Raw genomic sequence first — 22,391 nt, 5'->3', positions numbered from 1 at the left:
GAAATTACACCAATTTCATAAAAACATTCTCATCAATCTTCTCAACCTTCACCAAATTACCTTTCGTCAAAGTTTTAGAAGCTTTATCCCATTTTTTACCGGATAATTTGCTTAAAGTTTTCACTTCAGCTAAAGCGATTTGTTCGCCAGATTTTAGGATATCAAGAATAATCTTTTCATCTTCTCCCAATTCAATTTGAGCAACGGTTTTTTCTGGTCGCATTTGAGGGAAGAACAATACTTCCTGAATTGATGGATTGTTTGTTAAAAACATGATCAATCTGTCCATTCCGATTCCTAAACCAGAAGTTGGTGGCATTCCATATTCTAAAGCTCTCAGGAAGTCTTCATCAATAAATCCTGTAGCTTCATCATCACCTTTTTCAGCTAATTTCAATTGCTCTTCAAAACGTTCTCTCTGATCAATAGGGTCATTTAACTCCGAATAAGCATTTGCAATTTCTTTACCGCAAACCATTAATTCGAAACGTTCAGTCAGACCTTCTTTGCTTCTGTGTTTCTTGGTTAAAGGTGACATTTCGATCGGATAATCGGTAATGAAAGTCGGCTGGATGAAGTTTCCTTCACATTTTTCGCCAAAAATTTCATCAATTAATTTTCCTTTACCCATCGTTTCGTTAACGTCAATTCCGATAGATTTAGCAAAGTCGAATAATTCCTGCTCCGTTTTACCGGTAATATCGAAACCTGTATATTTTTGGATTGCCTCCGTCATGGAAACTCTTGGATAAGGGGCTTTCCAGCTGATTGTATGTTCACCGAAAGTAGATTCAGAATTTCCGTTCACAGAAGTTGCACAGAATTCCAACAATTTTTCTGTGAAATCCATCATCCAGTTGTAATCTTTGTAAGCAACATAGATTTCCATTGCGGTAAATTCCGGGTTGTGCGTTCTGTCCATTCCTTCATTTCTGAAGTTTTTCGAGAATTCGTAAACACCGTCAAAACCACCAACAATCAGTCTTTTCAGATATAATTCGTTTGCAATTCTTAAATATAATGGAATATCTAAAGCATTATGATGTGTGATAAACGGTCTTGCAGCTGCTCCGCCGGGAATTGACTGTAAGATTGGAGTTTCAACTTCAAAATATCCTGCATCATTAAAGAAAGTTCTCATTGCATTGAACAGTTTTGTTCTTTTTACGAAAATTTCTTTCACTTGCGGATTCACCGTTAAATCTACATAACGCTGTCTGTATCTCATTTCAGGATCGTTGAAAGCATCATGTACCACTCCGTTTTCATCCGTTTTTGCTTGTGGAAGCGGGCGTAATGCTTTGGTAAGCAATGTGAAATTTTTCACCAAAACTGTTTTTTCACCAACCTGAGTCGTAAACAATTCGCCTTCAATTCCGATGATATCACCAATGTCTAATAAATGCTTGTAAACATCGTTGTATAAAGTTTTGTCTTCTCCTGTACAGATCTCGTCTCTGTTGAAGTATACCTGAATTTTACCTGTAGAATCCTGCAATTCAGCAAAAGAAGCCTTCCCCTGAATTCTGCGGGACATCAATCTTCCCGCAATCTTCACCTGTTTACTTTCAGAAAAATCCTGTTTTATAGATCCTGTAGTATCTGTAATGACATATTCTTCTGCCGGGAATGCGTTGATTCCCATTTCAACAAGCTTATTCAGCTTTTCTCTTCTAATGATTTCCTGTTCTGATAATTGCATTATAATTCAATTTTTTCGAATTGCAAAAATAGTGAATTTTAAGTGTTTATGAAACTTAAATTTTCGAGCAACCACGAAATAATAAAGATTACTTATTGCAATTTATTTCAATACACACTTTGTGATTCCTAAGGGATCTAGACAAAGCTTTAGAGATTCCTCCTGAATGACAAAGTGAGATTTAATTCTCGAAACAAGATATGAACATTCAATTTTCAGCCCGACTTGAGCGGAAATCTTTTTGCACAGCAAAAGATTGGGATCGGAAGGCATAAATGAGATATAAGCGAACGATTTTATCGAAGTTTACGAACCAAGTTCATTGCTGCCAAAAAAAATTTAGCCCCAAGTTTTTCTTTCTTTCGGGAGCACAAAAGTCCATGCTAAAATTCTGCTGACTTTTTGACCTTGAGCCATATCAATTGTTTTCACTTCGACGGTTTTTACTTTCTTTAAAATTGAATTCAGTTTAAAAAGATTCTCTTTTTTGGAAACCATACATGTAAACCAAAGAATTTGAGTAGAGTACAAAGTACTTTCCTCAATCATTCTTGAGATAAAAGCCAGTTCACCACCTTCACACCACAACTCAGATTGTTGTCCGCTAAAATTGAAATTTGGTTTTTGAGTCTTTGATTTTTTAAGATTTTTTGTTTTTCTGAGATTTCCCTTCATTGCAGATTCTTCAGAATCATGAAATGGCGGATTACACATTGAGAAAGTGAATTGATCCTCAGAATTGAGAATGTTTTTAAAGATAAAGTTAGAATCCGGCTGAAATTTTAATTGAATATTTTCAGAAAAACTTAGATTTTCATCTAAAATCTGCTGAGCGTTTTCCAAAGATTTTTGATTGATATCTGTTCCGATCATTTCCCAACCATAAGTTTGATGGGCAATCAACGGGTAAACAAGATTTGCCCCTGTTCCAATATCCAAACCTTTAACTGAAATCCCGGTTGGAATCTCGCCAGTTTCTTCCGCTAATAAATCTGCTAGATAATGCACATAATCTGCACGTCCCGGAATGGGCGGACAAAGATTTTCATCAGGAATATCCCAGTTATTAACCTGATAAAAATGCTGCAACAAAGCTTTGTTGAGTAATTTCACCGCCTTTGGAATGCTAAAATTGATGGTTAAATTCCCGTAGGTGTTTGTAAAAACATAATGTTTCAGTTCCGGCACACAGGAAATTAACGGTTCAAAATCGTAAAAATTTCGGTGAAGATTCCTTGTGTGCAGTCCTGATTTTTCGGTGGTCATCAATTATTTTTTCTGACTTAAAATATATTCCACCATTTTTTTTGCGTCTGCTTTTGACACTTGCGGATGAGGCTGCATCGGAACACTTCCCCAAACTCCGCTTCCTCCTTCTATAATTTTTGAAGCCAGCATTTCAATATCCTTTTCAGAATATTTTGCAGAAATTTCTTTATATGAAGGTCCGATCAAACGTTCATCAGCATTATGACACGCCATACAGTCAGATGCTTCTATCAAGCTTTGTCCCGAAACATTGGTCGTGACAGGTGTAGAAGCATCTAATGAAGGTTGTATTTCTGAATTTTCTTTTTTAGAACAGGAAATGATAAGTAAGCTAACTAATCCCGTTAAAAACAGTTTTTTCATTATTTTGTAGCCGTAGAATCTGTAGACGGTGACGGAGCAGGAATTGCAGCAGGTGTACTGTCAGTTTTAGCGGCAGAATCTGTAACAACTGTAGGAGCAGAAGGTTCTTCAAGCATAATGTTACTATCCTGCAAAGACTTGTCAGTTTTTTTTGAACAGCTCACTGCGAATAAACTTCCGATAAATGCGATTGCTAATACTTTTTTCATAGGTAATTTCTATTATTTTCTACTATTTAAGAGAACCGCAATGCGATTCTTTGTTTTTTAATTCGTTCACAAAAATATAAAAATAAAGTTTCAAATAAGAGACTTCAGAGATTTTTTAAATCATAAAGAAATTTTCTCAGATTTTTGATTCTGATATTAAAAAAAGTTCTACATTTGTCACATGAATAATTCAGTTAACAAATTTTGGTGGTGGCACTCAAACTCTTCGTCGGGTCTGATGCTATTATCCTGTTGTTAATTTACGACTAGATTATTATAGAAAATATATAGACTTTGACGATTGCGTTGAAGTCTTTTTTTTTGTCAATTATTTAAAAAAAAATAAAATGTTTACAAACAAAATCTACATAAAAACTACCTCCAGAAAATCATTGGGCGACCTACAGACTCCGATGAATATTTATTTGCAGATCCGTGATAAATTCAGAGACACTATTTTACTTGAAAGCGCTGATATCAAAAGTACAGACAACAATTTTTCATTTATTGCGATCAATGCCATTGCCGGAATTGAGATCAGAAATCATCATGAATTTGAAATAAAATTTCCAAATGAAAATCCGGAGAAAAGAACTTTAGAAAACATTAAAGTCACAGATTTGCTTAATGATTTTTCAAAAGTTTTTGTTTGTGAAAAAACAAATGAAAAAATAGAGGAAACCGCTCAAAGTCTTTTTGGATACACAAGTTTTGATGCCGTTCCCTTGTTTGAGAAAATTGATTTTAAACCACAAAGCAAAGAAGTTGAAATCCCGATTCTGCGTTACAGATTGTATCAGTACATTATTGCGATCAATCATTACAATGACGAAATGCATTTGATAGAAAATGAAATCAATGGCTTAAAATCTGAAGCCTACACTTTGGAAAATTTAATTAAAAACAAAAATTCTGTCGTTTTTCCTTTTGAAAAAATAGATAAGGAGACATCTAATCTTACTGACGAAGAATATCTTGAACTGGTAAAAGTTGCCCAAAAGCACTGTATGCGAGGCGATGTTTTTCAGTTGGTTTTGAGCAGAAGATTTGAGCAGAAATTTAAAGGTGACGAATTCAATGTGTATCGTGCTTTGCGAAATATCAATCCTTCACCTTATCTTTTCTTTTTCGATTACGGAAACTACAAATTATTTGGATCAAGTCCTGAAAGTCAATTGATTATTAAAAACAATCAAGCCATCATTCATCCCATCGCAGGAACTTTTAAAAGAACAAATGATTTTGAAACCGATCTGAAATCTGCTGAAGCTTTAAAAAAAGATCCTAAAGAAAACGCCGAACACACCATGTTGGTAGATCTGGCAAGAAACGATCTCGGAAAACTCGGAAAAAATATTACGGTAACAAAACTGAAAGAAATTCAGCTTTTTTCTCACGTTATTCATATGGTGAGTGAAGTTACCGCCGATTTAGAAAAGAATACCAATCCGTTTGAGGTGGTTTCCGCAACTTTTCCACAGGGGACTTTAAGTGGAGCTCCAAAATATAAAGCTCTTGAACTGATTAATGAATACGAAAAAGATTCACGAGGTTATTATGGGGGTTGTATTGGCATGATTGGTTTGAATGGAGATTGCAATCAGGCAATTATGATCAGAACATTTTTAAGCAAAAACAATACTTTATATTATCAAGCCGGAGCCGGATTGGTCGCAAAATCAATTCCCAAAAACGAACTTCAAGAAGTCAACAATAAGTTGAATGCTTTGAAAAAAGCGGTTGAAAAGGCGGAAAAACTTGTTACCAATTAATTATTACAAAAGAACAAAATGACACACAATATAAAACCAACAACCGACAACCAACAACCAACAACTAAAATACTGGTTTTCGACAACTACGACAGCTTCACCTACAATCTTGTTCAGATGATCGAAAAAATCACAAATCAGCAAGTCGATGTCTACAGAAATGACGAAATTTCATTAGAAGAAATAGAGAGATACGACAAAATCATTCTTTCTCCAGGTCCCGGAATTCCTGAAGAAGCTGGAATTTTATTGGATTTAATTAAAAAATATGCTCCAACGAAGAGCATTCTCGGAGTTTGCCTTGGTCAACAGGCAATTGCAGAAACTTTTGGCGGAAATCTGATTAATCTTTCAGAAATTTTCCATGGTGTGGCTACAACTTCCAAAACAGTTAAAAAGAACGCAAAACTTTTCAAAAATTTACCCGAAGAAATTGAAGTCGGAAGATATCACAGCTGGGCGGTGAATAATGAAAATTTTCCTGACGAATTAGAAATCACCGCAGTTGATCATGACGGAATGATCATGGCTTTGCAACATAAAACTTATGATGTGCACGGAGTTCAGTTTCACCCAGAAAGTATTCTAACACCTGAAGGAGATGTTATTATCCGGAATTTTCTTAAAAATTAATTATATGACAATAGAAGAATTTAATAAATTTCTTTTAATGAAAGATATTTATCTGAAAAATTCATCAACTAAAAGTAATGATGAAGGAGTGTTAGATATATATTCTTATATATTAATATATGAAAATACGGATAGCGATTGGTGGAGTGAAGGACACGGTTCTTCAGATATAATTTCTAAAATAAAATTTTTTGGAAATGGTATTTGGGCTAAATTAAAAAACGACATTTTAAATTGGAGTGGATTTCAAGTTGAATTATTTGCACAAAGTTTAATAATATCTTATCCCGAATATCCCGAAAAAGAATTAGTACAAGAAAGATTAGAGTTCTTCATATTTTTACTTAGTAAGAAAGCATCTACTGTTAATTGTGATTTAATTGGAATTTTTGATTCTTGGTTGGAATTGGATTTAAGTTTGGCAAATTTAGAAACATTGCAAAAGTTAGCTTTATTAGTAAAGCTTGAAACATATATAAATGTTGAAGATTATGAAGATTTTAACTCATTTAAAAGATTGTACTTAACTATACAATCAAAAAAATAATTATCATAGAAATGAAAGAAATCCTAGAATACCTTTTCAATCATCATACGTTATCAAAATCTGAAGCAAAAGCGATTATGATTGAGATTGCCCAAAATAAATTCAATACCGCAGAAGTTACGGCTTTCACCACCGTTTTTCTGATGCGGAATATTACCCTGAATGAACTTGAAGGTTTCAGACAGGCTTTGCTGCAAATGGCAGTTCCTGTAGACATCGATTCGAGTGATGCTTTGGATATCGTCGGAACAGGCGGTGACGGAAAAAATACCATCAATATTTCTACCTTGGCAGGCTTTGTCATTGCAGGAGCCGGACAAAAAGTTACCAAACATGGTAATTATGGTGCATCAACGATTACCGGTTCTTCTAATGTTCTGGAAGAACTTGGTTATCAGTTTCATAATGATTCAGAAAGTCTGAATGAGGATCTAGAAAAAGCAAATATTTGTTTTCTACACGCACCTTATTTTCATCCTGCTTTGCAATCGGTGGGAGCGTTGAGAAAATCTTTAGGGTTACGAACCTTTTTCAATTTACTCGGACCTTTGGTGAATCCTGCAAAGCCTCAATTTTCCGTGATTGGAGTTTACAATCTAGAAATTGCCAGAATTTATCAATATCTCCTTCAAAAAGACAATCGAGAATTCACAATTGTGCACGGATTGGATGGTTATGATGAAATAAGCTTAACCAGCGACAGCAAAATCATCACAAAAAACAGCGAAGAAATTTATTCCACGAAAGATTTAGGCTTTAATACTTTAGATCCCAAAAGTATCATTGCCGGAGAAACTCCTTACGAATCGGCAAAAATTTTCAGAAATATTTTGGAAGGAAACGGAACTTTTGAGCAAAATGCGGTAGTTCTTGCCAATGCTGCGGTTGCGCTTCATCACACTCAAAAGTTTGGAAAATATGAAAATTGCCTTCTTCTCGCTCAGGAAAGTCTTGAAAGCGGAAAAGCTTTGAGAAGTCTGAATAATTTAATTCATTAATTTTTTTATGGCGACAAATTCCGTCTTCCACTCCCACTCTTTTGCTTTGCAAAAGGAGTTCCGTTCAAGCCGGGTCGCAATGTGTAAGAATTAGAAATCGATCAACAACATGACAATTTTAGACAAAATAATAGAGAGAAAGAAACAGGAAATTGAAGAATCAAAATCTAAAATTTTTCTGCAGCAACTGAAAGATTCAGAATTTTTCAACAGAAAAACGTTATCGTTAAAAGAAACATTACAATTAAGCTCCGGAATTATTGCTGAATTTAAGAGACAATCGCCGTCAAAAGGAATAATTAATGATACAGTTTCTCCAATAGAAGTTGTTTCTGCCTATGAAAACTTCGGAGCAAGCGCAATATCTATTTTAACTGATAATGATTTTTTCGGCGGGAGTTTTGAAGATATTTTGAATGTGCGAAATCACATCAATATTCCGATTCTGAGAAAAGATTTCATGATTGAAGAATATCAGTTTTATGAGGCAAAAAGCATTGGAGTAGATATTATTTTGTTGATTGCGGCTTGTCTTTCACCTTCCCAGATTCTAGAGTTCACAGAATTATCTCATCAATTAGGTCTTGAAGTTTTATTGGAAATTCATATAGAAGAAGAACTTCAACATATCAACAAAAACATTGATTTTGTTGGAATTAACAACAGAAATTTAAAAGATTTTAAAGTTGATTTGCAACATTCTGTTAATCTGAAAAATCAGCTTCCAAAAGATGTTTTATCCGTTGCCGAAAGTGGAATTTACAACATTGAAGACTTTAATTATTTAAAAGAAAAAGGTTTCCACGGATTTTTGATGGGAGAATATTTTATGAAAAATGAAAATCCTGCAAAAGCTTTTGAAGAATTTACAAATAAAATATCATGAAACTCAAAGTTTGCGGCTTAACAAAATTGGATCAGATTCAGGAATTAATTTCGATGAATACAGATTTTCTTGGCTTTATTTTTTACGAAAAATCACCAAGATATGTTTTGAATCATTTGAGTTTAGAAGAAATTTCAAAAATAAATCATTCTGGAAAAGTCGGAGTTTTTGTCAATGACAATTTAGATAAAATAATAGAAATTGCAGAAAAATCGAATCTGAATTTCATACAACTTCATGGCGATGAAAATGAAGAATTTGTTTCTGAATTAAGGAAAAAACTGAACCTTAGAATTGGAATTATAAAAGTAATCAGAATGGGAAACCAATCTTCAGACAAATTGCGAAAAACCATCAACAGGCAACCGTCAACCATCAACTATTTACTTTTCGACACCGATTCAAAAGCATTTGGAGGAACGGGAGAAACATTTAACTGGAATATTTTAAACGAAATTGAAATCCCACTTCCTTATTTTTTAAGCGGCGGAATTTCTGAAGGAAATATTAAAAATATTGAATTCCTAAATCAAAAACCTTTTGCATTTGATATCAATTCAAAATTTGAAATCAAACCGGGAAATAAAGATGTAGAAAAAATAAAAAGACTTATCAACCTTGTCAAGGTTTAAAAAATACTACTTATGAGCTATAAAAACCCAGACCAAAACGGATATTACGGTGAATTTGGCGGAGCTTTCGTTCCGGAAATGCTGTATCCGAATGTTGAAGAACTTCAAAATAATTATTTGAAAATCATTGAATCTGAAGATTTTCAAGCTGAATATCAGGATTTATTGAAAAATTATGTTGGTCGTGCTACTCCACTCTATTTTTCGAAAAATTTAAGTGAAAAATATAATACAAAGATCTATCTGAAAAGAGAGGATCTTAATCATACGGGAGCACATAAAATAAACAATGCTTTAGGACAAGTTTTATTGGCAAAACGTCTTGGAAAACATAGAATTATCGCTGAAACAGGAGCCGGACAACATGGGGTTGCAACCGCTACAGCGTGTGCATTATTAGGGCTAGAATGTATTGTTTACATGGGCGAAATAGACATTGCAAGACAGGCTCCGAATGTTGGAAGAATGAAAATGTTGGGAGCAAAAGTTATTCCGGCAACTTCTGGCTCGAAAACCTTGAAAGATGCCGTGAACGAAGCCTTAAGAGATTGGATTAACAACGCAACCACAACGCATTACGTGATAGGAAGCGTAGTTGGTCCTCACCCTTTTCCTGATTTGGTGGCGAGATTTCAAAGTGTGATTTCTAAAGAAATTAAAGAACAGCTTTACGAACAAACAGGAAGAGAAAATCCTGATTATGTGATTGCCTGTGTTGGCGGTGGAAGTAATGCGGCAGGAACTTTCTATCATTTTGTGGATGAAGAAAATGTAAAAATCATTGCTGCTGAAGCAGGAGGTTTCGGCGTTGAATCCGGAAAATCTGCCGCAACAACTTTTCTTGGAACTTTAGGAGTTCTTCACGGAAGTAAAAGTCTGGTGATGCAGACAAAAGACGGACAGGTTATTGAGCCTCATTCTATTTCAGCAGGTTTGGATTATCCAGGAATCGGACCTTTCCATGCAAATTTATTTGAAGAAAAAAGAGCGGAATTTTTCAGTATTAATGATGATGAAGCTTTAGAATCTGCATTTGAACTGACAAAATTAGAAGGAATTATTCCTGCCTTGGAAAGTGCTCATGCTTTGTCAGTTTTAAATAAGAAAAAGTTTAATAAAAATGATATTGTGGTGATTTGTCTGAGTGGTCGTGGAGATAAGGATATGGAAACGTATCTGAAAGTGCTGGAAGATGAAAGTCCGAAGATGGAAGTTTAGTTCCGTTAAAAATAAAAATTTGTCAACTTAAATTTATTAAATTATGAATTCAGAAAACGTCAAACTCCCAACTTCTAGCTCCCAACTTCAAAAAAAACTCAATATATACTTCACAGCAGGAATTCCAAATCTGGAAGACACTGCCGACATGATACAACTCATTCAAAATTCTGGTGCAGATATGATGGAAATCGGAATGCCCTATTCTGATCCTGTTGCAGATGGACCAGTCATTCAAAAAGCACATGAATTGGCTTTGAAAAACGGAATGACCATTGAAAAACTCTTTTCTCAGTTGAAATCAATTAAAAATGAAATAAAAATTCCGATTATCTTGATGGGATATATCAATCCGGTTTTAAGTTTCGGTTTTGAAAAATTTTGTAGAGAATGTTCAGAAAGTGGCGTTTCGGGATTAATTATTCCTGATCTTCCGCCTATAGAATTCGAAAAAATTTATCAGAAAATTTTAGAAAAGTATAATTTGAATTTCACTTTTCTGATTACCCCTGAAACTTCGGACGAAAGGATTTTGTATTTGGATTCTTTAAGTTCTGGGTTTTTGTATGCGGTAAGTTCGTCTTCCACAACGGGAAATGAAAATGCAGTTTTAAAAAACGAAGACTATCTTTCTAGAATTCATTCTCTCCCATTAAAAAATCCTGTAATGATTGGTTTTGGGATTAAATCTAAAGATGATTTTGAGAATGTCACCGAAAAAGCAGACGGCGGAATCATCGGAACTGCATTCGTCAATATTTTGCTGAACGATAAAGATTGGAAGATAAATGCCATAGATTTTATTCATTCCATAAAAAATTAAAAATCACTAAATTTGTCTGTTAATAAAAGACATGAACACACATCAAAATAAAGTCGTAGCATTTGAAGATTTAGGGGTAAAAGAATATCAGTCTTCCTGGGATTATCAGGAAAAACTGATGAAAGAAATTATCGATACCAAAATCAAAAACCGCGACTTACCTGCTGAAGAACATCTTACCACTCCGAACCATTTTCTTTTGGTAGAGCATCCTCATGTATATACTTTGGGCAAAAGCGGCCATGAGGAAAATATGCTTGCCGGAATTGATAAATTGAAGGAAATCGAAGCCACTTTTGTAAAAGTAAACCGTGGCGGAGACATTACTTATCATGGTTTCGGACAAATTGTGGGCTACCCTATTTTAGATCTTGAAAATTTCTTTACCGATATTCATTTATACATGAGAAATCTTGAAGAAGTGATTATCCGAACGATGGCTGAATTTGGTTTAAAAGGCGAACGCTCACCGGGAGAAACCGGGGTTTGGCTGGATGTGGGAAAACCTTACGCCAGAAAAATCTGCGCAATGGGTGTAAAAGCTTCGCGTTGGGTTACTTTACATGGTTTTGCTTTCAATGTCAACACAGATATGCGCTATTTTGAATACATTATTCCGTGTGGAATTAAAGATAAACAGGTGACTTCTTTGAAAAGAGAATTAGAAAGAGAATTGACATCACAAGAAGTTGAAGATATTAAAGTAAAGATCAGAAAGCATTTTGCGGATGTTTTTGGGGCGGAATTAGTGAGTGAATAATTCAATACTTTTATTATGTCGAAAATTCATGGATATATACTTTTAAGATCAGATTATTTTCAAGCTGTAAATTATATTAAAGATTTGGGATTTGATAACTCTTATCCTTTTATAAATACAAATATGTTTAGTTTTGGTGATTATGAAATTCCCTATTACTATGATAACATAATTTTTAGTTTTGGTGCCACTTACAAGGAGTTTGGTTTCGAAGTAGAAGACATTAATAATTTTATTTTAAAAATAGAAGAAATTCTCAAAAATATGAGTTTCGAAGAAGCTAAGTTTTACTGTGATGGCTTCTATGGCACGTTTACACTTATGTGGATTAATCGCAATAGCTTCAGAGGTAGTAAGATTGATGAACTTGAATTGGAAGACGAATTCAGAAAAAAGCTAAGTCAAACTGATGACTTTTACTTTGAATTTGGAGAAAATAATAATTTAATAGAATTTTACGATTTTAAATATCCTATTCAATCATAGTACTTACTTCAACAATCATTTTTTTATCTTTAATTCCTTCATAGATTTTATCTAAAATACATTTCCTAAAATTAAATTGCACACAATTTAATTGTTCTTTAACTTTGCATTATTATTTTGATTCAGACAATATTTAGAATCAAATTTTTAATTTTAAAATAACAAACAATGTCGTTAATAGAAGATTTAAACTGGAGACATGCCGTAAAAGCGTATGACTCAACCAAAAAAGTATCAGAAGAAGATTTAAATAAAATTTTAGAAGCTGCAAGATTGGCTCCTACTTCATCAGGTTTACAGCCTTTTCGTGTAATTGTAGTAGAAAGTCAGGAACTGAAGGAGAAAATGGTGAGTGGCGCATTTAATCCTGAAGTGATGAGAGATTCTTCTCATGTTTTGGTTTTTGCTGCATGGGACAGCTATTCAAATGAGAAAATTGATAAAGTTTATGATCATCATACCGATGTAAGAGACTTGCCAAGAGGGCGTTTCAGCAGCTATACCGATATGATAAAAGATTTATACAATGCGCAAACTCCGGAACAGCATTTTGCCCACACTGCAAGACAGACATATATTGCATTAGGGTTGGCAATGGCTCAGGCGGCTGAATTAAAAATTGATTCTACTCCTGCAGAAGGGTTCAACAATCAGGTTGTTGACGAAATTCTTGAGTTAAAAGAATTAGGTTTAAAGAGTGTTACACTTTTATATCTTGGTTACAGAGATCTCGAAAACGACTATCTTTCTCACATGAAAAAAGTAAGAATTCCTATGGAGGAATTTATTATTAGAAAATAGTTTTCGTTTCAACACCCTTATTTAATTATGGAAAATCATCCTCCCAAATTAGGAAATCAGCTTTGTTTTCCGCTTTATGTTATCGCAAAAGAAATCACAGGTTTATACCGTCCGTTTCTTGATGAGCTTGGCATTACCTATTCGCAATATCTTGCGATGATGGTGCTTTGGGAAAAAGATGGACTGACCGTAAATCAAATCGGTGAAAAACTGTACCTCGACAGCGGAACTTTAACTCCGCTTCTCAAAAGACTGGAATCTAAAGGTTTTATTATCCGGAAAAGGAAAAAAGAAGATGAAAGGGTGGTAGAAGTTTTTTTGGATGATGCAGGAAAAAATTTACAACAAAAAGCCTGTGAAATTCCACGGAAAATGCAGGAAAAGCTGAACCTTTCGACAGAAGATCTTTTGGAATTAAAAGAAACCGTTCAGAAAATTTTAAATAAAATTCAAAAATAAATGAAAACATTATATACCACCAACGTTACCGCAAAAGGCGGAAGAAACGGACAGGTAAAAAGCGATAACGGAGTCTTGGATCTTGAAGTAAGAATGCCAAAAGGATTAGGCGGAGCCAATGACGACTTCACCAATCCTGAAATGCTCTTTGCAGCAGGATATGCCGCTTGTTTTGACAGCGCATTAAATTTGATCATCAGTAAATCTAAAATTGAAACTGGGGAAACTACTGTAGCTGCAAAAGTAAGCATCGGTCAAAATGAAGATGGCGGTTTCGGCCTGGCTGCAGAATTAGATGTAAATATTCCAGGAGTTTCTCTTGAAGAAGCTCAGGAATTGACTGAAAAAGCTCATCAGATTTGTCCGTATTCTAATGCGACAAGAAATAATATTGAGGTGAAACTTTCGGTTACCAATAACTAAGATTTTTTTTCTTTAAATTATATGAATCTGCTTCTTTGGAAGCGGATTTTTTTTGTTTCAATAGTATTATAGTGCTTTACGAGGGAAATTATTTATTTTTATCATTTTTAAGATTTAACTAATTATTATCTGCCATATGAATATCAACGATAAAGCAACTCCATTAGAAGATTTTGACAATTTAACAAGAATTGGTGCATCCATTTCTTATAAATTTGACGGTATATTTGAAAAAGATCAAAGAAAAACAAAATCTACATATTACCTTGCAAAGGTCTTAAATACTAATATGACAATTTTAAGTCTTATCAATGGGAGCTTTAATGGTATTGAGGGAGTCTCAGATTCTTTAGATTTTTCTTCAATTTATTCTTTATTACGTAATCAACTGGAAACATGTAATATTTATTGGTACTTAATTGATGATTATTCAAGTGAAGAAAATTTAGGTTTAAAACTATCAATATTTGAATACCATGATACAATTTCATCTCAAATAATTTATAATTCATTATTTTTCACAGAAGAAAATGCAGAATATTTCAAAAAGAAAGAAATAAAGCAATTAGCAGAAATTGAAAATAGTAAAAGCTTTAATTTATTGGATAAAAATACAAAAAAACAGATAATAAATGGTAATAAAAGCACAATTATTACTCAGTTTGAAATAATCCAAAAAAGAGGAATTGCTTCAGATTATTTTAAAGCATATTACAAAATTTTCTCAACTTATATACATTCTTCACCTACAGCTATTAAGAATTTAACCGCATCAAAAACAGAAAAGACTTCAGAAGAATTTGAGATATTATTTATGTTTATTTCAATGAACTATGTCAGTCAATTTATTGCTAACATGATTCTTTCAGTAAATGATTTATGGAATTTAAACGATTTGAGTATAAATGATGATCAATTTCTTAGAGATTTAAGTAACCAATTATAACTTTTAAGTGTATTTTTAAATAAGCATAAAATGCATCTAGATTATTCTTTATATAGCATTATATTTACCTCGTCACAGAATCACTCCTCTTATAAGCATCCACTTTTATATACTCATTATTCAGTTCTTTTTCCTTTTTATCTGAAATTAAAATTCCAAAAAGATGGTCGATCTCGTGCTGAAAAATAACGGCAGTAAAGCCTTCTACAATTTCAGAATATTTTTGTCCTTTTAAATCTACATATTGAAGCTGAATCACTTTGCTTCTGTAAAACTGTCCTCTGAAATCAGGAATCGACAAATCACCTTCCGGTCCGAGATTTTGAAGTTCAGATTTCCATGTGATCACAGGATTTATAAAATATTCCAGCGGCTCTCCTTCTTTATCAAAACGCTGAACCCAGATTACTTTTCTGTTAATTCCTACTTGTGGCGCAGCAATTCCTACTCCACCGTCTGTCGACAAGAGAGATTCTTTCATTCTTGAAACCAATGTTGCGGTATTCGGATCGGTAGGATCGATTTCTTTTGACTGATTTAATAATGTGGTGTGCTGATGAGAATCTGTTGATTGAAAGATAGGCATTAATGTTTTAATATCGCCTTGATTAATCAGGGAAATTTCGGTGGAAGTCAGTTTTTGGGCGTTGATAAAACTGATGAAAAACATGAGAAGTAAAGAGAGTTTATTCATTTTTGTTGGAATGTTAAACAAATATAGAATGTTTTTTTAAAACATAAAGTTTGTCATTCCGGAGAAATCTAAACTGTCATAATTCTTTGTGGAGATTCCTCAGGAATGACAAACTTTGGAAATATTTTTCACTTATAAAATCTTAATATGTCTTCGTCATATCTGCCGGAATAATCAGATTAAAATCTGTCGGAATATAATCTTTCTCAGGAATTTTTAATTCCGGATCTTCAGATTCGAAGACAGAGATGACCGCCATTTTTAGGTTGGGGTTTTTATGTTTGATGTACCAATAAATTCCGCCAAATTCTTTGCTGTGAAAATTTCCGTTGTAGTGAATGAATGTTTTTCCTGCTTCAAAATTTTTCATGATAGATTCTGCCATTGTTGCGTCTTTGATGGCTTGTGCAGAAATAAAATTCATCACTTTTGTTCCGTCTGCATGTTCACCCATCATGGTTTTCATTTCAGGATAACCGGGTGTGTCTAAAGTTACTTTTATTGGTAGTTGAGCAATATAATTTTTATCTTTTTCATTCAGTTTACTTAATGATTCCATACCCTCTTTTGCAGTTTGAGAAGCATACTTTCTCGGAACATTAGTAGCAATAAATTTCAATTTTTTATCTTTCGCAAAATCAACCAAAGGTTTGTAATCTGTTGTGTAATTACTCCAAAGACGTGCTGAATCTTTCAATGTTTTAGCATCAAATTTTCCGCTTAAATAATTATTCAGCTGTGATTGATTATCCCTTTCAAACATTTCGGCTCCTAAAATTAACTTTCCGTTTTTCTTTGCAAATAATGCTTCCGTGATTTTTAATTGTAACCAGTGGTTGATCGAACTGTTGTGGTTTTCACCAAAGAAAACAATGTCATACTCAGCCAATTCATTGACTAATTTATCTGTTTTTATTTCCTTTCCTTTTTGATTGTAAAACTGAAAAGCTTTCAGGTTTTGTGCATTTACAAAACAAAAACTGATCAACAATATGGTGATGAAAATATTTTTCATTATTATTTCTTTTAATCGTTTTTAATAAACATCATGTTTGTCATCCCGTAAGGATCTAGACACGAATCTTCCAATTCAATATCTAATAATTTGGTTTAGATGCCTACGGGATGACAAACTAAGTGGATAAATGGAAATTCATGACCCTTTGCTTTTAAGCAAATTTACAATTTAACTTAAGAAAAAAGCCGCCTTGAAAAAACAAAACGGCCTTTAACAAATCAATTATCAATTATTTTTCTAAATCTGCTACAAGGTTTTTCCATTCTTGTAATTCCGGGATACCAGGTTTTCTTTTTCCGAAAAACTGAACGATAAAATCACCTTCTTTGTTGAATACTTCAATCGCCGTTACTTCACCGTCTTCCGTTGGTTTTTTCACGATCCACGCTTCTGCGATTTTCGTTACATCAAGGTGTAAATTAAAATCAGGATCCATCACGTTGAACCATTGTTGGTGCCACATTGTTTTTTTCACTTCACCTGTGTGGATCTGGATAATTCCTCTGTTACCCACGAAAATCATGATTGGTAAATTCTTTTCAGACGCATCCTCAAGAACGTTGACCACTTTTGAAGTTTCTATTTTTTTAGCGTATCCTTCAGGAGCCAATCTCAAAGCCTGGGTTCTTGAAACTCCGAATTTTCTGGTCATCATAAAGAAATCATGGGTATCTTTCAGTTCAGTCCATGCTTTTTTGAAACCTTCAGCATCAATTTCAGAATCAGCTTTTTCAGGAGCTTTTGGAGCTACTGCTTCAAATTCAAAAGTTTCAGTCTGATTTTCAGCTTTAAACTGAGCCACGATCGGATCAAAAGCTTCAACATTGCTGTCTTTTGTTAAATATATTTTATGAAGTGCCAAACCGTCTTTTCCGAAGAACTGAAGGCTTTTTCGGTCACCTTCCACTACTGCAAAAGCAAATTTCCAGTGATTCATAAAAATTCTCAGGTCAATATCTTCACCTACGAAAAGCTGTGCATGAGGACTGCTGAAATCACCATTCAGGTAAGTCCCTTTTCTCTCGTGTACACACTCGTCGTTTCTTGTGAGAGCCATTACTTTTCCTAATTTTTCAACTTCTGTCAAGATGTTTGCAAACTCAGGTTTCAGAACAGTAACGCCCTCTCCTACGTTAGTTAATAATAATTCTGCTTCACTTACACCCAATTGTTCTGCGGCATTTCTTATTCTCAAATGTGGGTTTTCTGCCTTAAGAGCTTCCCATTTTTCTTTCAGTTCGTTAACTAATGTGCTCATTATTTTATTTTTTTATGGTTAAAACTGTGTAAATTCTTTCGATTACTTCATCTCCGGTTTTGCTTTTTATTTGTTCTTTTTTTTCGGAGATCTTCATTCTTTTAAAATGACTTTCTGAAATCAATTCTTCCATTTGGTCATTATTATAAAGTTTAAAATTATATTTGGTGAAAGGTAATGTTTCCATGAAATCACGCTGTCCGAACGTGAGAACAAACGTTCCATTGTCTTTTAGAACCCTGTAAACTTCATTTAAATATTCCACAGGTTTTTCCCAGAAATAAACGGTGTTTACTGTAAATATTTTATCAAAAAAATCATCTTCAAAAGGAAGTTTTTTACCTTCATACAATACAAAATCAGCCTGATCTTTAAATTCAGAATTTATTTTTTCCGCTTCATTGTGCATCGTTTCAGAGATGTCGATTCCTGTATATTTTAAGTTTTTAGCTTTGCTTAAAATAGTTTTCAGGTGACCTGCGTTTCCGTGACCGATTTCTAGAATATGTTCGTCGTCTTCGATCAGCAAGGCATGAATACTTTCCAGCGTCATGCCGATATTGGTGGCATTCATCATTTCGCCAATTTCGATTCCTTTTTCACCTTGCGGATTGGCAAGATTTTGTGCTAATATTTTAAGTTGATCTATTTCCATATTATCCAAAAATGATCATCGGGTTTGAGTTTACGGGATGCGGACAAATCGTACAGGGGAAATGATAAGCATTCGTAATATTTTCAGCCGTGAAAACCTCTTCCGGCGTTCCGTATGCCGAAACTTTCCCAGATTTCATCAATAAAATCTTGTCTGCAAACTGGGCTGCCAAATTCAGATCATGTAAAACCACGATCGCCGAATTTTCCTTTTGTGTAAATTTTTTGATGATCTCTAAAGCTTTATACTGATGTTTTATATCTAAATTATTCAAAGGTTCGTCTAAGAAAATCAGTTTTTTTTCAATCTCATTTTCCACCTGCGCCATGACTCTCGAAAGATGTACACGCTGTTTTTCACCACCTGATAATGTATTATAATCTCGGTCTTTCAAATGATAAACATCGGTTTCGTAGAGGTGTTTATTCATCGCTTCGAAGTCTTCTTTCCGTGGTTGAGAATCAAAATAAGGATAACGACCCATCATCACGACATCTTTTACCTGCAAAGGAATTTCGTTGGAATTGTGCTGTGAAAATTTGGCTTTATGCATTGATAATTCACGTACTTCCCATGCTGAAATCTGTTTTTCCTTAAATAAAATCTCTTGTTTTCCCTGCTTGATTTCATTTGCCAAAACACTGAGCAAACTAGATTTTCCGGCTCCGTTGGGACCGACAATCGCTAAAAATTCTCCGTAATTCAAAGAAACATCAACCTCATCAAGAATAAAAAAATCTTTATGCTTATAACTGATCTGATTTGCCCTTAACATTAAAGTGATTTTTTAAATTTAATTAAAATAGCAATGAAAATCGGACCTCCAATCAGTGATGTCAAAATACCGATGGGCAATTCTGACGGTGCCACAATGCTTCTGCTGATCGTGTCGGCAATCAACAGTAAAATACTTCCCAAAACCGCTGACAACGGCAAAATAAACGTATAATTTGATTTAAATAAAAGCCTTAAAATATAAGGTACAATAAGACCTACAAAACCAATCGTCCCGGAAAATGCCACACAGGTTCCTACCATTAAAGAGGTAATTATCACAATCTGCTTCTTTAGTCTTTCAACATTGATTCCTAAATGCTGCGCATCTCTTTCTCCCAGCATCATTGCATTTAAAGCCTTCCCTTTTGGGAGTAAAATGGTGTATGAAACTGCAATTACAATGGCTAAAACAATGTTTTTCGTCCATGTTGCAGCGGCTAAACTTCCCATATTCCAAAACGTTAAATCTCTCAACTGCTCGTCTTTAGAAATATAAATCAGAAATCCTGTAATTGAAAAACCGATGGATGTAATGGCAACACCACTTAATAACATCATCACTACATTGGTTTTCCCTGCACTCGTTGAGATTCTGTAAACCAGCATCATTGCCAATAAAGCTCCTATAAAAGCTGAAATACCCGTCAGTGAAAACTGAACCATTTCAGGAAGATACTGTTTGAAATGCCCTCCTAAAACAATTGCAATTGCCGCAAGTAAAGTTGCTCCGGAAGTTAAACCTATTGCTTCACCGGTTGCCAAAGGATTTTTAAACAATCCCTGCAAACTCGTTCCTGAAACTGCGAGCATACTTCCTACTAAAATCGCCATGATAATCCGTGCTGCACGCACATCCCAAATGACATATTTGTCGCTTAAAGCTAAATTGGGATCACGTATTATAAACTGTTTTAAAACCGTGAAAGGTGAGACTCCATTAAAATCATAAACTCCAATGTAAAGTGCCGCAATCGCCAGTGCAACCAGCAAAAGGGCACTTAATATTACATAAGAATATAATTTACTTTGTGCTTTCAACTAAAAGTTTGTTTAGTGCAACTGCAGCCTCTCCTAATCTTGGACCGAAACCGGAAACCAAACCTCCGTCCATCGCAATAATCTTTTTGTTTTTTCCGGCATTGGTCTGAGAAACACCCGGCATTTTCAGAGCACCTTCATTTCCACCTGAACCCTGTAATCCGCTTGTAAAAAAGAACAATACATCAGGATTTGCTTTTACAACCGCTTCAGGAGTCAGAGGTTTGAAATCTTCAAAATCACTGATTGCGTTTTCACCTCCTGCAAGACCGATCAAAGCTGCCATCGGAGTATTTTTCCCGGAAACCATCATCATATTTCCTCTTGCGTAGATGAACAATACTTTTGGTTTCTTAGCAATCGGCTGTACCTGTTTTAAGTCTGCATCTATTTTATCGTTTAATTTCTGATAATCAGTATTTCCGACAGCTTTTGCTACATCAGCGATCAGCTTTTTGGTTCCATCAACAGAAAATTCCTGCTTGAATAATTCTGTTTTGATGCCTGAAGTTTTGATTTTCCCTAATAAATCCGGATTAATATCTTTATCTGATGCTAAAATCAAAGTAGGACTTACTGCCATAATCGGCTCGATCGTCATTGATCTTACATGACCTAAATCTTTAGCAGTGGCTTTTAATGATTCAGGATAAGTGCTTGTAACATCTGTAGCAACGATTTCGCTTTCGTGTCCTAAAGCAGCAACAATCTCTGTAATCCCTCCGCTTAGAGAAACGATCTTATTATTTGTTTTCGGAGTTTCAGATGAAACTTCTGTTTTATTTTCAGTCGGTTTTGAAGTTTCTTTTTTACAAGAATATACAGCTGCAAGTACAGAAACTGCAAGAATGAATTTTTTCATGTTTTACTATTATTTGATTTATTTCTATAAAGGTTTGTATTCAAATTGAGGAAAACCACGTTCCCCGGCCTGTCCATTTTGATCCGTAGCTGCTTTTGTAAGTCTTGTGAATCTTAATTTAAAATAAAATCCTTCGGGATCTTTTATAACATAAAAACGGTCACCATATACTTCAAGTCCATTGGTTCCTACAGGATTTCTCCAGTTTGCGCCGATTACCCTCTGATCATTATAAACGAACTTTGACTGATCAATATCTGAAGTTTTGAAATTGGTATAGGCTTCAACTCCTGAAGATGTTGACGGAACCATAATTTCATAAGCTGCTGCTCCAGCTACATTATTCAGTGCTACAAAATCAGCATAAATGTAACTTCCTGCTCCTGTAATTGTGTTTGTGAAAACAGTAAAACAGATGTCCCATTTCTTTTTTTCGGGTTGAATAAAAACTTCTTTGTTATTATTTAAGCTGACAAAATTATAATTGTAAGCAGCGTTTTTATTGACACTTAATTCTTTATGAGTAGCTGAATTAAGTTCAGCATATTTCACTTTGTAACCAGTTCCTGATCTTACGACCTGTACTTTCATCCAGCCTCTGTCACTACCACCAGTTGCTACTGAACCTGTAGGAACTGATCCTGTATAAATTTCTTTACCCATATTGACAAGGTAGACTGCGTTATCAGATTCATTTGCCTTTATTTCTTCAATTGCGGTATATCCGGCAGGAAAATCGCCTTTTACATCGTCAATGTAAGCAACATTTGCGGGATTGAAATTTGCTACTTGAACCATATCTTTTAGTGATGCAACATTGGCTTCAGTAACCAAATCAATATTGGTAGCATTTGGAATTTTCCCTGCTGCCATCATAATTGAAGAATTTAAAACTACTTTAAACTCATTTCCGGAATATAATGCAAGATCCCAATCTGTTCTTTTGGTAAGAGTTTCTTTTGGTTTTTTAGTTACAGGATCAATATCACTAAGATCTATCCAAACCTGATTTGGTTGTTTTGCACCACCTACACCAGGATCTGCGATTGCTCCGTCTGAAGGTGCTACTGCTACGGGATCTTCGTTATCATTAATACACGACTGAGAAATGAATGAAGCGCCTACTAATAAGCAAAATAGTATTTTTTTCATTTTAATTTAT

At 34.3% G+C, this 22,391-nt stretch carries 26 protein-coding genes; 14 read left to right on the top strand and 12 right to left on the bottom strand.

Annotated features, from left to right (window positions below; genetic code table 11):
* Nucleotides 1-4: 4 nt before the first annotated feature.
* The 4 genes from lysS to AC4FQ5_RS01490 form a co-directional block, all read right to left on the bottom strand.
* The gene (lysS, locus tag AC4FQ5_RS01505) at nucleotides 5-1,702 is read right to left on the bottom strand and encodes a lysine--tRNA ligase (RefSeq protein ID WP_491140734.1); all 1,698 of its coding nucleotides are present in this window, start codon (nucleotides 1,700-1,702) and stop codon (nucleotides 5-7) included.
* Nucleotides 1,703-2,041: 339 nt separating this feature from the next.
* A complete protein-coding gene (gene rlmF, locus AC4FQ5_RS01500) occupies nucleotides 2,042-2,968 on the bottom strand; it encodes a 23S rRNA (adenine(1618)-N(6))-methyltransferase RlmF (RefSeq protein WP_491140733.1) in 927 nt (308 codons plus the stop codon).
* Between the two features lie 3 nt (nucleotides 2,969-2,971).
* Nucleotides 2,972-3,334 carry a c-type cytochrome gene (locus AC4FQ5_RS01495; protein ID WP_491140732.1) on the bottom strand — a complete coding sequence of 121 codons (363 nt, stop codon included), beginning with the start codon at nucleotides 3,332-3,334 and terminating at the stop codon, nucleotides 2,972-2,974.
* A complete protein-coding gene (locus AC4FQ5_RS01490) occupies nucleotides 3,334-3,543 on the bottom strand; it encodes a hypothetical protein (RefSeq protein ID WP_491140731.1) in 210 nt (69 codons plus the stop codon). Before AC4FQ5_RS01490 ends, AC4FQ5_RS01495 begins: the two co-directional genes overlap by 1 nt.
* 347 nt (nucleotides 3,544-3,890) lie before the next feature.
* On the opposite strand from AC4FQ5_RS01490, the gene AC4FQ5_RS01485 reads away from it, so the two are divergent.
* The 14 genes from AC4FQ5_RS01485 (at nucleotide 3,891) to AC4FQ5_RS01420 (ending at nucleotide 14,927) form a co-directional block, all read left to right on the top strand.
* Nucleotides 3,891-5,315, top strand: coding sequence for an anthranilate synthase component I family protein (locus tag AC4FQ5_RS01485; protein WP_491140730.1), 1,425 nt, complete (start codon nucleotides 3,891-3,893; stop codon nucleotides 5,313-5,315).
* An 18-nt stretch (nucleotides 5,316-5,333) separates the two neighbouring features.
* On the top strand, nucleotides 5,334-5,948 hold the full coding sequence (locus AC4FQ5_RS01480; RefSeq protein ID WP_491140729.1) for an anthranilate synthase component II: 615 nt from the start codon (nucleotides 5,334-5,336) through the stop codon (nucleotides 5,946-5,948).
* Nucleotides 5,949-5,952: 4 nt separating this feature from the next.
* Nucleotides 5,953-6,495, top strand: a complete 543-nt coding sequence (locus tag AC4FQ5_RS01475) for a hypothetical protein (RefSeq protein ID WP_491140728.1) — start codon at nucleotides 5,953-5,955, stop codon at nucleotides 6,493-6,495.
* A gap of 11 nt (nucleotides 6,496-6,506) precedes the next feature.
* Nucleotides 6,507-7,493 carry an anthranilate phosphoribosyltransferase gene (gene trpD, locus AC4FQ5_RS01470; RefSeq protein ID WP_491140727.1) on the top strand — a complete coding sequence of 329 codons (987 nt, stop codon included), beginning with the start codon at nucleotides 6,507-6,509 and terminating at the stop codon, nucleotides 7,491-7,493.
* Between the two features lie 109 nt (nucleotides 7,494-7,602).
* Nucleotides 7,603-8,379 carry an indole-3-glycerol phosphate synthase TrpC gene (gene trpC, locus AC4FQ5_RS01465; protein WP_491140726.1) on the top strand — a complete coding sequence of 259 codons (777 nt, stop codon included), beginning with the start codon at nucleotides 7,603-7,605 and terminating at the stop codon, nucleotides 8,377-8,379.
* Nucleotides 8,376-9,011 (top strand): phosphoribosylanthranilate isomerase, encoded by a 636-nt coding sequence (locus AC4FQ5_RS01460; protein ID WP_491140725.1) that lies wholly within the window; start codon nucleotides 8,376-8,378, stop codon nucleotides 9,009-9,011. Before trpC ends, AC4FQ5_RS01460 begins: the two co-directional genes overlap by 4 nt.
* Nucleotides 9,012-9,023: 12 nt before the next feature.
* Nucleotides 9,024-10,229 (top strand): tryptophan synthase subunit beta, encoded by a 1,206-nt coding sequence (gene trpB, locus AC4FQ5_RS01455; protein ID WP_491140724.1) that lies wholly within the window; start codon nucleotides 9,024-9,026, stop codon nucleotides 10,227-10,229.
* A gap of 43 nt (nucleotides 10,230-10,272) precedes the next feature.
* Complete coding sequence (trpA, locus tag AC4FQ5_RS01450; protein ID WP_491140723.1) at nucleotides 10,273-11,052, top strand: tryptophan synthase subunit alpha; 780 nt, start codon at nucleotides 10,273-10,275, stop codon at nucleotides 11,050-11,052.
* 31 nt (nucleotides 11,053-11,083) lie between these two features.
* On the top strand, nucleotides 11,084-11,812 hold the full coding sequence (gene lipB / locus AC4FQ5_RS01445) for a lipoyl(octanoyl) transferase LipB (protein ID WP_491140722.1): 729 nt from the start codon (nucleotides 11,084-11,086) through the stop codon (nucleotides 11,810-11,812).
* Nucleotides 11,813-11,827: 15 nt separating this feature from the next.
* Nucleotides 11,828-12,298: a hypothetical protein gene (locus AC4FQ5_RS01440; protein WP_491140721.1), complete on the top strand. Its 471-nt coding sequence runs from the start codon at nucleotides 11,828-11,830 to the stop codon at nucleotides 12,296-12,298.
* Between the two features lie 168 nt (nucleotides 12,299-12,466).
* A complete protein-coding gene (locus AC4FQ5_RS01435) occupies nucleotides 12,467-13,099 on the top strand; it encodes an NAD(P)H-dependent oxidoreductase (protein ID WP_491140720.1) in 633 nt (210 codons plus the stop codon).
* Nucleotides 13,100-13,126: 27 nt separating this feature from the next.
* A complete protein-coding gene (locus AC4FQ5_RS01430) occupies nucleotides 13,127-13,558 on the top strand; it encodes a MarR family winged helix-turn-helix transcriptional regulator (protein ID WP_491140719.1) in 432 nt (143 codons plus the stop codon).
* Nucleotides 13,559-13,981: an organic hydroperoxide resistance protein gene (locus tag AC4FQ5_RS01425; protein WP_491140718.1), complete on the top strand. Its 423-nt coding sequence runs from the start codon at nucleotides 13,559-13,561 to the stop codon at nucleotides 13,979-13,981.
* Between the two features lie 136 nt (nucleotides 13,982-14,117).
* Complete coding sequence (locus tag AC4FQ5_RS01420) at nucleotides 14,118-14,927, top strand: DUF5677 domain-containing protein (protein ID WP_491140717.1); 810 nt, start codon at nucleotides 14,118-14,120, stop codon at nucleotides 14,925-14,927.
* Nucleotides 14,928-14,991: 64 nt separating this feature from the next.
* Here AC4FQ5_RS01420 and AC4FQ5_RS01415 read toward each other — a convergent pair whose 3' ends face one another.
* The 8 genes from AC4FQ5_RS01415 to AC4FQ5_RS01380 form a co-directional block, all read right to left on the bottom strand.
* Nucleotides 14,992-15,621, bottom strand: a complete 630-nt coding sequence (locus AC4FQ5_RS01415; RefSeq protein WP_491140716.1) for a peptide deformylase — start codon at nucleotides 15,619-15,621, stop codon at nucleotides 14,992-14,994.
* Nucleotides 15,622-15,763: 142 nt separating this feature from the next.
* Nucleotides 15,764-16,636: a ChaN family lipoprotein gene (locus AC4FQ5_RS01410; protein ID WP_491140715.1), complete on the bottom strand. Its 873-nt coding sequence runs from the start codon at nucleotides 16,634-16,636 to the stop codon at nucleotides 15,764-15,766.
* Nucleotides 16,637-16,868: 232 nt separating this feature from the next.
* On the bottom strand, nucleotides 16,869-17,897 hold the full coding sequence (locus tag AC4FQ5_RS01405) for a hemin-degrading factor (protein WP_491140714.1): 1,029 nt from the start codon (nucleotides 17,895-17,897) through the stop codon (nucleotides 16,869-16,871).
* Nucleotides 17,898-17,901: 4 nt separating this feature from the next.
* Nucleotides 17,902-18,552 (bottom strand): class I SAM-dependent methyltransferase, encoded by a 651-nt coding sequence (locus tag AC4FQ5_RS01400; RefSeq protein WP_491140713.1) that lies wholly within the window; start codon nucleotides 18,550-18,552, stop codon nucleotides 17,902-17,904.
* Nucleotide 18,553: 1 nt separating this feature from the next.
* A complete protein-coding gene (locus AC4FQ5_RS01395; protein ID WP_491140712.1) occupies nucleotides 18,554-19,327 on the bottom strand; it encodes a heme ABC transporter ATP-binding protein in 774 nt (257 codons plus the stop codon).
* Complete coding sequence (locus tag AC4FQ5_RS01390; RefSeq protein WP_491140711.1) at nucleotides 19,327-20,367, bottom strand: FecCD family ABC transporter permease; 1,041 nt, start codon at nucleotides 20,365-20,367, stop codon at nucleotides 19,327-19,329. The genes AC4FQ5_RS01395 and AC4FQ5_RS01390 overlap by 1 nt, the downstream gene beginning before the upstream one ends.
* On the bottom strand, nucleotides 20,351-21,229 hold the full coding sequence (locus AC4FQ5_RS01385; protein WP_491140710.1) for a heme/hemin ABC transporter substrate-binding protein: 879 nt from the start codon (nucleotides 21,227-21,229) through the stop codon (nucleotides 20,351-20,353). Before AC4FQ5_RS01385 ends, AC4FQ5_RS01390 begins: the two co-directional genes overlap by 17 nt.
* Nucleotides 21,230-21,253: 24 nt before the next feature.
* Nucleotides 21,254-22,381: an HmuY family protein gene (locus AC4FQ5_RS01380; RefSeq protein WP_491140709.1), complete on the bottom strand. Its 1,128-nt coding sequence runs from the start codon at nucleotides 22,379-22,381 to the stop codon at nucleotides 21,254-21,256.
* Nucleotides 22,382-22,391: the final 10 nt, after the last annotated feature.

The sequence above is a fragment of the Chryseobacterium sp. DT-167 genome (assembly GCF_058310155.1).
Note: the sequence above shows the minus strand (reverse complement) of the source record. Positions and strands in the feature narration are given on the sequence as shown.